Here is a 13,330-nt window from a genome sequence, read left to right as displayed (position 1 = left end):
AAAAATTATGAAAAAATATCAGAATAAAGGATTAAAAGAAACTAGAGCTGGATTTGGAGATGCTTTATCATTTTTAGGAAAAAAAAATAAAAAAGTAGTAGCATTATGCGCAGATCTTACTAACTCTTTATTTATGACACAATTCTCTAAAGAATTTCCTGAAAGATTTTTTCAAATAGGAATAGCAGAAGCTAACATGATTGGTATAGCTGCTGGACTTAGTATTGGAGATTATATCCCATTTACTGGAACATTTGCTAATTTTTCTACATCTCGTGTATATGATCAAATACGTCAATCTATTTCTTATTCTTATAAAAATGTAAAAATATGTGCTTCTCATTCCGGTTTGACTTTAGGTGAAGATGGAGCCACTCATCAAAGTTTAGAAGATATAGGAATGATGAAAATGTTACCAGGAATGACTGTTATTAATACTTGTGATTATAATCAAACTTATGCAGCTACTTTAGCTATATCAAATTATTTTGGTCCAGTTTATTTACGTTTTGGACGTCCTTCTGTAGCTAATTTTACAGATATAAATAAAACATTTGAAATAGGTAAAGCAATTATTTTAACGAAAGGAAAAGATATTACTATTATAAGTACAGGACATTTAGTATGGGAATCTATAGAAGCTTCTAGAATTTTATATAATAATGAAGGTATAGAATGTGAAATAATTAATGTTCATACAATAAAACCATTAGATGAAAAAAAAATTTTAGAATCTGTTATTAAAACAAAATGTGTTCTTACTGCAGAAGAACATAATTATTGGGGTGGTTTAGGAGAAAGTGTAGCAAGAATTCTTACTTCTAATAAATGTTTTATACCTCAAGGTTTCGTCGCCGTTAATGATACTTTTGGAGAAAGCGGAAAACCAATAGAACTTTTAAAAAAATATAATATTGATAGAAATTCTATTATAAATAAGGTAAAGACATTATTAAATAATAAAAAAAAATTTTGAAAATAAAAAATATACAAAAACTAGTTCATAATTGGATAATCACTCATGGTGTTCGTTATTTTGATGTATTAACAAATACTATACTTTTATCAGAAGAAGTAGGAGAAGTTTCCAGTATTATAGCTAGAAATTATGGAGAACAATCTAAAAAAAAGAATAAACAAAATAAAGATCTTGGAAAAGAATTATCTGATGTTTTATTTATTATAATTTGTTTAGCTAACCAAACAGGAATTGATTTAGAAGAATCTTTTAATAAAAAATTAAGAGAAAAAACAATAAGAGATCATATAAGACATCATGAAAATAAAAAATTGAAGTAATATGTATATTAATATTTATAAAAATATAAAATCACTATATGGTTCAATATCTATAACAGGATCTAAAAGTGTATCTAATCGTCTTTTAATTTTAAATGCTCTTTATAAAGATATTCATATTCAAAATATTTCTAATTGTGAAGATACAGAAATATTAAAAAATAGTTTAATTAGTACTTCCAATATATTAAATATTCATCATGCAGGAACGGCTATGCGTTTTTTAACTTCTTATTTTTCTATACAAGAAGGAAAGGAAATAGTGTTAACAGGATCAAATAGAATGAAAGAAAGACCAATTTTTATATTGGTAAAAGCTTTAAGAGAATTAGGAGCAAAAATATTTTATCTTGAAAAAGATGGATATCCTCCAATAAAAATATTTGGAAAAAAAATTTTAGGAGGTGTAATTAATATAAACGCCAAAATTAGTAGTCAGTACATCAGTTCTCTAATGTTGATAGCTAGTAAATTTGATATGGGACTTAAAATTTTTTTAAAAGAAAATATTACATCTATTCCATATATTAAAATGACTTTTAAGTTACTAACTTTAGCTGGTATAAAAATTTATTGGAATAATGATATAATTCATATATTTCCAGGAAAAAAAGAAGGTAAAAAAATATTTTATATAGAATCTGATTGGAGTTCTGCTTCTTACTATTATTCAATGTCTTCTATAGCAAAAAATAGTAATATAACTTTATATTCATATAAAAGTGATAGTTTACAAGGAGATAGTGATATCTCTTCTATATATGAAGAATATTTTGGTGTTTCCACAATTTTTAATAACAATAAAATAATATTGAATAAAAAATTTAATTTTTCTCTACCAAAATTTATAGAATTAGATTTAAATAAAACACCTGATATTGCTCAAACTATTGCTGTTACTTGTGCTTCTCTTGGAATTAAATGTAATTTAAAAGGATTAGAAACCTTAAGAATTAAGGAAACAGATAGATTACAAGCATTAAAAGAAGAACTTTTAAAGTTAGGAGTAATTATAAAAATTACTAATTCTTGTTTAGAAATAACAGATTTTTTTCAAAAAAAAATAAGTTCTTTTATAAGAATAAAAACTTATCAAGATCATAGAATGGCTATGTCTTTTTCTTCTTTTGGATTATGCTATCCTTATTTACAAATAGAAAATCCAAATGTAGTAGAAAAATCATATCCAAATTTTTGGGAAGATTTAAAATATTTAGGATTTTCAATCGATTTTATGACGGATAAATAATTCTTCTTGCTGTAACAAATCTATTATTCCAATATTTTTGGTATAATTGAGATATAATTACGCCATTAGATGTAGATGCATGAATAAAAAATATGTTATTAGGATTCACATAAATAACCATACCTACATGATTTATTTTTTTAGATGATCCTGTTGCAAAAAATAATAAATCACCTTTTTCTATTTTTTTTTTAGGGACAAAAAAACCTTTTTTGGCTTGATTATAAGAAATACGAGGTAAAGTTATTTTGTAAGATGCAAATACATTTTTTATAAAAGCAGAACAATCTATTCCTGTTTTAGTTTCACCTCCATATAAATATGGAGAATACATATAATCTTTAGCTTTTTCTATAAGAAATTCTTTTCTTTTAAAAAATTCTTTTTTTAAAAATTTTAAATAATTTTTTGATTTATTCTTTTTTCTAAAAAAAATTTTTTCATACTTTTTTTTATATTTCATATTTTCTCCATGCAATGAAAATGAAATAGAAAAAAAATGATAACAAAAAATAATAAGTAAAAAAAATTTATTTATAATAAGTACTATTTTTACTTTGAATTAAAAAATATAAATGATAAAAAAAAGAAAAGATATTTTCAAATGTAAATAAAATACTTGTATTAAATACAAAAAAAATTTAATTTGTAAATTTTGAGTTCTTTTTTAAAGGCCCATTCGTCTATTGGTTAGGACGTCAGGTTTTCATCCTGGAAAGAGGGGTTCGATTCCCCTATGGGCTATAAATAAAAATTTATTTTTTATGGCAAATAATTTATCTTCTATAAAAAGAATTAGACAAAATAATACTAAACGCTTACGTAATAAATATGTATATAAAAGTGCAAGAACTGCTATAAAAAAATTGTTAAAAGATGGAAATAAAGAAAAATATTCTAAAATAATTTCTATGATAGATAAATTATCTAAAAGAAATATTATACATATGAATAAAGCAGCTAGATTTAAAAGACAATTAAGTAAAAAATTATTTATTTAAATTTTTTTTAGTTATTAATTTATTTTATATCAATTTAATAGATTAGATATTTTATTAATATATAATTTTATATTTATATGAAAATAAATTCCTTATCTCCAATAGGAATATTTGATTCTGGAATTGGAGGTCTTATTATAGCTAAAGAAATTAAAATTCAGATGCCTAATGAATATTTTATTTATTTCGGAGATACTATAAATATGCCTTATGGAGATAAATCTAAAAATTTTATCATAGATCATTCTATGAAAATAGTTTCTTTTCTCTATAAAAAAAAATGTAAAGCTTTAGTAATAGCATGTAATTCTATAGCTTCCAATGCTTTGGATGTTATTAAAGAAAAATTTCATAAAAAAATATTAATATTTAATGTTATAGATCCTGTGATAAAAAACAATATTTTTCTTTCTTCTAAAAGAATAGGAATAATTGCAACACCAGCTACTATACGTTCAAATTTTTATATAGAAAAAATAAAAAAATATTATCATCATTTAGATATTATTAAAATATCTACTTCTTTATTAGCTCCTATTATAGAAAAAGGTGATAATATAGAAAAAATAAATAATGTTATAAAATATTATTTAAATTTTTTACAATTAAAATCTATAGATAGATTATTATTAGCTTGTACTCATTATTTATTTTTTAAACAAGAAATAGAAAATTTTTTTCATGGAAAAGTTCATTTAATTGATATACAAAAAATAGTGGTACAAGAAATAAAAAAACAACTTAACAAAAAAAAATTATTATGTATTTATCCAAATTATAATAAAATTCCTATTTTTTATACATCTAGTTATATACCAAGTTTTTTCGAAAAAAAAGTGCGAACACTTTTCGGTAAAAATGTATTCATTAAAACACATTCTTTTAATTGGATCTAATTTGTGCATCTATTACAGAAAGAGTAGCTAAATTTACTATTTCTTCTATACTAGATTGCATTTGCATAACATGTGCAGGTTTTCTCATTCCTAACATTACAGGACCAATAGTTTGAACCTCTCCCATTCCTCTAATAAATTTATAAGTTAAATTTCCTGATTCTAAATTAGGAAAAATAAAAATATTTGCTCTTTTTTTAACAAGTTTAGAAAATGGAAATTTACTAGCTAATAAAAATTCATTTAAAGCAAAATCAGGTTGTAATTCTCCATCAACAATTAAATTTGGATATTTTTTATGTAAAAAAGATACTGTTTGAGAAACTTTATAAGATGTTTTAGAATTTGATGAAAAATTTTGAAAAGATAATATAGCTATACGTGGTTCAATATCAAATTCTCTAACTACATGAGAGGTCATAATCGCTATCTTAGCTAATTCTTCACTTGTTGGATCTGGAATAACAGCTGTATCCGCTAAAAATAATGGTCCACGTTTTGTTAATAAAATCATCATACCTGCGGCTTTATAAACAGAATCTTCTATTCCTATAACTTCTAACATAGGACGTAAACTTAATGAAAAACTTCTGGAATATCCTGTAATTACGGCATCTGCTTCTCCTTGATCTACCATCATAGCACCAAAATGATCATTAGTACGCATTCTAATTTTAGAATCATATAAAGTTAAGCCTTTTCTATTTCTTCTTTTCCAAAGAATTTTAGCATAAAACTCTACTTTTTTTATATTTTCTTCTTTCTCTGGATCTATAATTTTCAATAATTCAATATATAAATTATTTTCATTCATTATACGTTTAATACGATCTTCATTACCTAATACAATAGGAATAGAAACAATGCCTTCTTCACTAAGAATTTGTACTGATTTAAGAACATCATACTCTTCTCCATTACAAAAAACAATTTTTTTAGGATTAGTACGTGCTCTATTTTGTATCATTCTAAGCATTTTACTTTCATATCCCATTCTATCAAGTAATTTTTCTTTATATATTTTCCAATCGGAAATGGGATTTCTTGCTACTCCAGAATTCATAGCAGCTTGAGCTACAGCAGGAGCAACACGAGTAATTAATCTATTATCAAAAGGTTTTGGAATTATATAATCTTTTCCAAACGAAATATTTTTTTTATTATAAACAATATTTACTTGTTCCGGAACAGGTTCTTTTGCTAAAGAAGCAATAGCATATACTGCTGCTAATTTCATTTCATCATTAATAACACTAGCATGAACATCTAATGCTCCTCTAAAAATATAAGGAAATCCTAAAACATTATTTACTTGATTAGGATAATCGCTTCTTCCAGTAGCCATGATAACATCTGGACGTATTTTTATAGCTAAATTATAATCTATTTCAGGATCTGGGTTGGCCATAGCAAAAACAATAGGATTTTTACCCATACTTTTTAACATATCTACGGTTAATATTCCACCTATAGATAAACCAATAAAAACATCTACATTTTTAATAGCTTCTTCTAATTTTAGAATAGTTGGTAAAGTGTTTACAGCAAATTCTTTTTTTTCTTTATTTAAATCAGTTCTTGAAGTATGTAATAATCCTTTGCTATCAAACATAATAATATTTTTAGGATTTACTCCTAATTGTTTATATGTCCTTGTACAAGAAATAGCAGCAGCACCAGCTCCATTTACTACCATTTTTATTTCTTGTATTTTTTTTCCAACATAGTTAATAGCATTAAGCAATGCTGCTCCTGAAATAATAGCTGTTCCATGTTGATCATCATGCATTACAGGAATATCTAATTCTTTTTTTAATCTTCTTTCTATTTCAAAAGCTTCTGGAGCTTTTATATCTTCTAAATTGATACCTCCAAAAGTTGGAGCAATAGCTTTTACTGTTTCTATAAATTTTTCTGGATTAGATTCGTTTATTTCTATATCAAAAACATCAATACCAGAAAATATTTTAAATAAAAGAGCTTTACCTTCCATTACTGGTTTAGAAGCTAAGGCTCCAATATCTCCAAGACCTAATACAGCTGATCCATTGGTAATTACGGCTACAAGATTTCCTTTAGCCGTATATTTATATACTTTTCTAGAAGAACGTGCTATTTCTTTACAAGGCTCTGCTACTCCTGGAGAATATGCAAGAGATAAATCTCTTTGACTACTATATTTTTTTGTAGGAGTTATTTGTATTTTTCCAGAAGGAAATTGACTATGATAATTTAAAGATTCATCACGAAAATTATTTATGTTTTTTCTCATTATGCATTATATTAAAATATTAAATTATGAAAAAAAATAAAGGTTTATTTATTTCCAAAATAAATCTTCTTCAAAAAAATATTTTTTATCCGATTTCCACCTAATTATAAGTTTATAATATCCTTTTTTAAGAAATTTTTTAGGAATAAATAATATTTTATTTTTATTTAATTTAAAAGTTTTTGAATAATCTAAATTTTTAGAAGAAGATCTAAACAAAGTAAAAAAACCATTAATATTATTATTAATATTATTAATAGATGGAAATATTATTTTTATTCCATAAGATAAAATGTAAACTTTTATTTTTTTAGGAAGTTTCAATGCATTTTTTCTTTCATTTATAATTTCTTGATATTTTATTTCTTCTTCATAATATTTATCCGATACTAATTCACTTCCTACATGTGGGAAAAAAAAAGTAATATAAATAATAAAGGTTATAAAAATAACCAAAGATAATACAATTCCTGTATCCCAATTAAATTTTATTTTCATAATAAAATTTTTTTATACTTAGAATTTATATTTTGCTCCATTCTACAACTTTTGATCCTTGAGGATCTTTATGTTTTAAAGGTTTTTTAATTTTTTTATTTATAAAATAAACATAACTAGATATTTTTTCAATGTCATTTCCTTTAATTTCTCCTGATTTTCCAAAAGCACGCATAGTTGGATTATTATTACTTCCATTCCATATTATAGAAAATATGTTTTTAAATTTATCTTTATCAACTATATTTATCCAATAATCATCTGTTAAATTAGGTCCTATATTTCCACTTCCATCTGATTTATGACAAGTTGCACAATTTTCTTCAAAAAGAATTTTACCATTATCAATTAAACTTTCTTTAAACGAAGCCTTTTCTATAGTTACTTGTGGTGTATTTTTTTCAAAAATTTCAATTTCTTTTAATTGATTTTTATAAAAAACATCGTATTCCTTATAAGGATTAGAAAAATCAATTAATAAATAAGAAAAAAAATAAACTATAGAAAAAATAATTGTAAGACAAAATAAATGAATCCACCACATTGGTAATTTATTATCTAACTCTATTATTCCATCAAATCCATGATCTATTTTTTTAACAATAGAATTTTTTTTATCATCATAAAATAAAAATTTGTATAATCTATACAAATAATTTCCTTCATTTTCTTCTAAAATTATTTTTTTTTCTTCTTCAGAAAGAGATTGTAATTTTTTTTTAAAAATTAAGTTGTTAATAGATTCTAAAATAAACAATAATATTATAGTAGTAATAAAAAAAAGTATTGTAATAGGATGGACTAAATAAGACATCTGATTATAACTTATAAGAAATACATACAACATAAATCCTATAACAGATAAAATAGAAGATATCATAATAAAAGATGAAATCTTAGACCTCATTAGATATTTATTTTTTATTAGATTCTAAAGGTTCTTTAGAATCTAAAGGTTCTTTAGAATCTAAAGGAATTAAACTTAATTTTCTATAATATTTTTTAGATTTAAAAAAAACAAATAATAAAATAAATAAAAAAAATAAAAAGAATAAAATTAACATAATAGATTGAAAAATTCCTACATTTTTTTCTCCAGAAAAATATTGTTTAAAAAATTTTATCATTATTTAAGATTTAATATCTGTTCCTAAACGTTGTAAATAAGCAATTAATGCTATAATTTCTCTTTTTTCTAATGGAATAAATTTATCTTTATCTATTTCTTTTTGTCTATTTATTTCTTTTTTTAAATTTGGATATTCATTATAAATATCAAATACTATTTTATTTGCTTGTTCATCCATATCTTTATAAATATTTTTAACATATTTTACAGTATATGGAACTCCTAATTTAATCATTGCTTTGATTTTTTTTTCTGTATTAGATCTATCTAATTTGTTATAAATTAACCATGGATATCTTGGCATAATAGATCCAGGAGAAGTATAACGAGGATTATACATATGATTATAATGCCAAGAATTAGGATTTTTACCTCCTTCTCTAGCTAAATCTGGACCAGTACGTTTTGATCCCCAAAGAAATGGATGATCATATACAAATTCTCCTGCTTTAGAATATTCTCCATAACGAACAACTTCATCTCTAAATGGACGAACTTGTGCACTATGACAAGCATTACAACCTTCTCTTACAAATAAATCTCTTCCTTCTAATTCAAGAGCTTTATAAGGTTTTACAGAATGAATAGTAGGAATATTAGATTTAATAACTAAAGTAGGAATTATTTCTATAAATCCTCCAATAGCTACAGCTACAAAAGATAAAATAGTTAATTGTACGGGTTTTCTTTCTAACCAACTATGAAATTTTTCATTTTTATATTTCATATTTTCATATGAAGAAAAATATTTAAATTCTTCATTATTAAATGAATATCCTTTATTAATTGTTTTAATAATATTAAAAATCATTAAAACAAAACCTAAAAAATAAAAAAGTCCTCCTGCAAACCTTATTTTATAAAACGGAATAATAGATAAAACAGAATCTAAAAAATTTTTGTAAGTTAAAGTTCCATCAGGATTAAATTTTTTCCACATAATCGATTGTAATATAGATCCAAAATACATAGGAAAAATATATAATATAATACCTATTACTCCTAACCAAAAATGTAAATTAGCTAATGATATAGAATATAATTTTGTATTCCATATTTTTTGTATTAACCAATAAATTATTCCAAAAGCCATAAAACCATTCCATCCTAAAGTACCTAAATGAACATGTGCGATAACCCAATCTGTAAAATGACCGATTGAATTCAAAGTTTTAGTAGCTAACATAGGTCCTTCAAATGTAGCCATACCATAACATACAATACTTACTACAAAAAACTTTAAAACAGGATTTTTTTTCATTTTATTCCAAGACCCTCTTAAAGTTAATAATCCATTCAACATTCCTCCCCAAGAGGGAGCAATTAACATTATTGAAAAAACGGTACCCAATACTTGAGACCAATTAGGAAGTGAAGTATACATTAAATGATGAGGACCTGCCCAAATGTATATAAATATTAAAGACCAAAAATGTATAATAGATAATTTATAAGAATAAATAGGTTGATTAGAAGCTTTCGGTACAAAATAATACATTAGACCAAGTATAGGAGTAGTTAAAATAAAAGCTACTGCATTATGTCCATACCACCATTGCATTAATGCATCTTGAACTCCAGCATATATAGAATAACTTTTAAAAGATAAAAGAGATATGGGTAATTCTAAATTATTAAATAAATGTAACATAGCTACAGCTACCCATGTTCCTAATAAAAACCATATGCTAACATATAAATGTTTAATTCTTCTTTTTAAAATACTTCCTATCATATTTATACCATAAATCAACCAAATAATAAAAATACCTATATCTATAGGCCATTCATGTTCAGCATATTCTTTACTTGTATTTATTCCTAACAAAAAAGTAATCCAAGTAGATAAAATAAATATTTGCCATCCCCAAAAATGAATCCAACTAAGTATATCACTAAAAATTCTAGTTTTTAATAAACGTTGTAATGAATAATAGTATCCTGTAAAAATAACGTTTCCTACAAAAGCGAAAATAGTAGTACTTGTATGTAGCATTCTCCATCTTCCGAAACCCATTATTCCTTGAGAATTTTTTAAATTTTTTCCAAAAAAAAATTCTGGTAATTCAGGATAAAATAATAGAATAGCTATAAATAATCCAGCTAAAAAACCAATAAAAGCCCAAAAAATTGTAGCATATAAAAATGCTTTTACAATACGATTGTTATAATAAGATATTTTTAATTTCATCATTAATTTGTTTCAATATCATCAATTAAAATCCTAACTTTATAAGATTCACAATCATCAAATTGACCAGAATAAAGAGCAATTAAAAAAAATATAAGAAACAAAGCCCCTAAAGAAATACTAGATAATATCATAATAATTAATATATCCATAAAATTTAATTAATAATTAAAATAACCTATAAGAAATTATCCAAGTAGATATTATAGAAAATATAATGACTGAAAAAGAACTTAAAGGCATTAAAATAGCTGCTATAAAAGGATTTAAATTTCCAGTAACAGCAAATAATATTCCTATACTATTATAAAATAAACTAATTACAAAATTAATAATTACTAATTTTGTAGATATTTTGGATATTTTTAAAAATAAAAAAATTCTATTTAAACAATTAGATTGAAGAAAAGCATCACAACTAGGAAAAAATCCAGTGGGATTTTCTGATATAGAAACTCCTACTTCACTTTGATTTAAAGCAGAACAATCATTAATTCCATCTCCAAACATCATTACTTTTTCCCCTGTTTTTTGTAATTTTTTAACATAATTTAATTTTTCTTCTGGACTTTGACTAAAAAATACTTTACCTGATTTAGGTAAAATAGATTTTAAATATTTTTTTTCTAATTCATTATTATCTCCAGAAAGAATAACTATTTTATATTTTTTTAAATCTTGAAATATTTTTTTTATTCCTTTACGATAATAATTTTTGAATAAAAAATAACCTAAAAATTTTCTATTTATAGAAACTGCAACTATTGTTTTATTTTTATTATTAATTGTAATACCTAAATATTTAGGAGATCCTATTTTAATTAAAATATTATTTATTTTTCCTTCTAATCCTTTACCTATTTCTTCTTTAAAATTATTTACAGAATAAAAATTTTGTACGGATAATTGAGATAGTATCTTTTTACTTAAAGGATGGATAGAATTTCTTAATAAAGAAGCTATAATTTTTTTTTCATTTTTATCAAGATTTTTTCCAAAAAAAAATATTTTATTTTTATTAGAATCAGTTATAGTACCAGTTTTATCAAAAATTAAAGTTCTTATTGAAGATATTTTTTCCATTGTAAAAATATCTTTTATATAAAAACCTTTTTTAGAGAAAAATTTTATAATATTTCCAAATACTAACGGAGTAGAAAGTGCTAAAGCACAAGGACAAGTAACAATTAATACGGAACAAATAGTTTGAAACATTTTTGATATATTTTTATTAAAAAACCAAAAACATCCAGTTATTATAGAAATAATTAAAATAGAAGGAGTAAAATATTGACTAAATCTAGTAGATATAGAATTTAGATAAAAAAAATTTTTATCCATAGATTTTTTTTTATTCCATAATAAACTAAGATAACTATGATCCATATTTTTAATGACTTTTAAAAATATTGCTTCTCCTTTTTGTTTAGATCCAGCATAAATACGATCTCCTATTTTTTTATTTATTAAATAAGATTCTCCTGTTATAAAACTATTATCTAATACAGCGTTTCCTTTTATTAAAAAAGAATCAACAGGAATAATTTCTTCATTTCTAATTAAAATGATATCTCCTTTTTTTAAAGAAGAAAGCAAAATTTTTTCTTCTTTTTTATTTTTTTTATATATTTTTGTTACTGAAATAGGATAAAAAGATTTATAATCTTTATTAAAAGATAAAATCTTATTATGTGTATGAATTCTAAATATTTTACTAATAAGTAAAAATAAAGAAAAACTAGAAAGACTATCAAAATATCCAGAACCTAAATCAAAAAAAACTTCGTAACAACTCCATATAAAAAGAATAAATACTCCAATAGAAATTGGTACATCAATATTAAAAATATGTTTTTTTAATCCTAAAATAGCATATTTTATATGATCTGAAAAAGAAAATGATACAACAGGTAAAGAAAGAATTAACATTAAATAACGAAAAAAATATCTATTGTTTATAAACCATGGATCTTCTTTATAAGATCCTACATATCCAGGAATAGCTAAAAGCATAATATTCCCAAAACAAAAAAAAGAAATAGCTAGTTTTCCAACTAATTTTCTATCAAATAGATTTTTATTTTTTTTATTTTCTACCGATTCAAAGTTTACAGAAGGTTGATAACCTATATTATTTAATATTTTAGCTAAATCACTTATTTTTAATTTTTTGTTATTAAATGTTATACAAATTTTTTTATTTGCAAAATCAACAGTAGATTCTATTATATTTTTATTAAATTTAGATAAACTTTCTAAAATAAAAACACAAGAACTACAATGAATAGAAGGAATTAAAAAACAAACGCTAGTAATGTTTTCATGATTAAAATTTATTAATTTATCGGAAATAATTTTTTCATCTAAAAAATCAAAATTTTTAGTTTTATTCGTCATAAATAATAAATATATTCTAAATAATTGTAGTATATTTTTTATACTCTTCTAAAGACATTAATTTATTATATTCTTTAATATCTAACATTTTGATTCGTATAATCCAAGAATTTTTATTTAATAATTCTGGTTTAGATAATAATTCTTTATTAATTTCAATAATATAACCAGAAACAGGCATAAATAAATCTGAAACAGTTTTTACTGCTTCTATTGTTCCAAAAACCTTACCTTCTTTTATTTCTTTTCCTATTATAGAATTTTCTACATCTAAATAAACAATATCTCCTAACTCTTTTTTAGCAAAAGTACTTATTCCTATATAAGCTTTATTTTTTTCATTTTGTTCTAATCTTATCCATTCATGATTTTTACTATACCTTAAATTATTCATACTT

Annotated in this window: 14 protein-coding genes and 1 tRNA gene; 6 read left to right on the top strand and 9 right to left on the bottom strand. The window is 23.0% G+C overall.

Annotation, left to right across the window (positions count from 1 at the left end; genetic code table 11):
* The first annotated feature begins 7 nt into the window (after positions 1-7).
* The 3 genes from H0H36_RS01180 to H0H36_RS01170 are packed head-to-tail and all read left to right on the top strand — an operon-like array spanning position 8 to position 2,548.
* A complete protein-coding gene (locus H0H36_RS01180; RefSeq protein WP_185869818.1) occupies positions 8-976 on the top strand; it encodes a transketolase family protein in 969 nt (322 codons plus the stop codon).
* Complete coding sequence (locus tag H0H36_RS01175) at positions 973-1,299, top strand: MazG nucleotide pyrophosphohydrolase domain-containing protein (RefSeq protein WP_185869817.1); 327 nt, start codon at positions 973-975, stop codon at positions 1,297-1,299. The genes H0H36_RS01180 and H0H36_RS01175 overlap by 4 nt, the downstream gene beginning before the upstream one ends.
* 1 nt (position 1,300) lies before the next feature.
* Positions 1,301-2,548: a 3-phosphoshikimate 1-carboxyvinyltransferase gene (locus H0H36_RS01170; protein WP_185869816.1), complete on the top strand. Its 1,248-nt coding sequence runs from the start codon at positions 1,301-1,303 to the stop codon at positions 2,546-2,548.
* Here H0H36_RS01170 and H0H36_RS01165 read toward each other — a convergent pair.
* Positions 2,532-3,011, bottom strand: coding sequence for a C40 family peptidase (locus H0H36_RS01165; RefSeq protein WP_185869815.1), 480 nt, complete (start codon positions 3,009-3,011; stop codon positions 2,532-2,534). The genes H0H36_RS01170 and H0H36_RS01165 overlap by 17 nt on opposite strands.
* Before the next feature lie 209 nt (positions 3,012-3,220).
* On the opposite strand from H0H36_RS01165, the gene H0H36_RS01160 reads away from it, so the two are divergent.
* From H0H36_RS01160 to murI, 3 genes are all read left to right on the top strand, one after another.
* Positions 3,221-3,292 (top strand) — tRNA-Glu (locus tag H0H36_RS01160).
* Positions 3,293-3,312: 20 nt separating this feature from the next.
* Positions 3,313-3,549 carry a 30S ribosomal protein S20 gene (gene rpsT / locus H0H36_RS01155; RefSeq protein WP_185869814.1) on the top strand — a complete coding sequence of 79 codons (237 nt, stop codon included), beginning with the start codon at positions 3,313-3,315 and terminating at the stop codon, positions 3,547-3,549.
* A gap of 77 nt (positions 3,550-3,626) precedes the next feature.
* Positions 3,627-4,445: a glutamate racemase gene (murI, locus tag H0H36_RS01150; RefSeq protein ID WP_185869813.1), complete on the top strand. Its 819-nt coding sequence runs from the start codon at positions 3,627-3,629 to the stop codon at positions 4,443-4,445.
* On the opposite strand, the gene H0H36_RS01145 is transcribed toward murI, so the two are convergent.
* From H0H36_RS01145 to gcvH, 8 genes are read right to left on the bottom strand one after another with little or no spacing between them, the layout of a single operon-like run.
* Positions 4,432-6,717: an NADP-dependent malic enzyme gene (locus H0H36_RS01145; RefSeq protein WP_185869812.1), complete on the bottom strand. Its 2,286-nt coding sequence runs from the start codon at positions 6,715-6,717 to the stop codon at positions 4,432-4,434. The two genes, murI and H0H36_RS01145, sit on opposite strands and share 14 nt — an antisense overlap.
* Positions 6,718-6,765: 48 nt before the next feature.
* Positions 6,766-7,215 (bottom strand): FixH family protein, encoded by a 450-nt coding sequence (locus H0H36_RS01140; RefSeq protein WP_185869811.1) that lies wholly within the window; start codon positions 7,213-7,215, stop codon positions 6,766-6,768.
* A 25-nt stretch (positions 7,216-7,240) separates the two neighbouring features.
* Complete coding sequence (locus H0H36_RS01135) at positions 7,241-8,122, bottom strand: cbb3-type cytochrome c oxidase N-terminal domain-containing protein (RefSeq protein WP_185869810.1); 882 nt, start codon at positions 8,120-8,122, stop codon at positions 7,241-7,243.
* A 7-nt stretch (positions 8,123-8,129) separates the two neighbouring features.
* Entirely contained in the window at positions 8,130-8,342 is a 213-nt protein-coding gene (locus H0H36_RS01130; RefSeq protein ID WP_185869809.1) for a cytochrome oxidase, read from the bottom strand.
* 3 nt (positions 8,343-8,345) lie between these two features.
* Positions 8,346-10,535: a cytochrome-c oxidase, cbb3-type subunit I gene (ccoN, locus tag H0H36_RS01125; protein WP_185869899.1), complete on the bottom strand. Its 2,190-nt coding sequence runs from the start codon at positions 10,533-10,535 to the stop codon at positions 8,346-8,348.
* A gap of 2 nt (positions 10,536-10,537) precedes the next feature.
* Positions 10,538-10,687 (bottom strand): cbb3-type cytochrome oxidase assembly protein CcoS, encoded by a 150-nt coding sequence (gene ccoS, locus H0H36_RS01120; protein ID WP_185869808.1) that lies wholly within the window; start codon positions 10,685-10,687, stop codon positions 10,538-10,540.
* A gap of 16 nt (positions 10,688-10,703) precedes the next feature.
* Entirely contained in the window at positions 10,704-12,932 is a 2,229-nt protein-coding gene (locus H0H36_RS01115) for a heavy metal translocating P-type ATPase (protein ID WP_185869807.1), read from the bottom strand.
* 16 nt (positions 12,933-12,948) lie between these two features.
* On the bottom strand, positions 12,949-13,326 hold the full coding sequence (gcvH, locus tag H0H36_RS01110; RefSeq protein ID WP_185869806.1) for a glycine cleavage system protein GcvH: 378 nt from the start codon (positions 13,324-13,326) through the stop codon (positions 12,949-12,951).
* Positions 13,327-13,330 lie beyond the last annotated feature (4 nt).

Origin of the sequence: Blattabacterium cuenoti (assembly GCF_014252395.1) — a bacterium.
Lineage (GTDB): Bacteria > Bacteroidota > Bacteroidia > Flavobacteriales > Blattabacteriaceae > Blattabacterium > Blattabacterium cuenoti_AA.
Note: the sequence above shows the minus strand (reverse complement) of the source record. Positions and strands in the feature narration are given on the sequence as shown.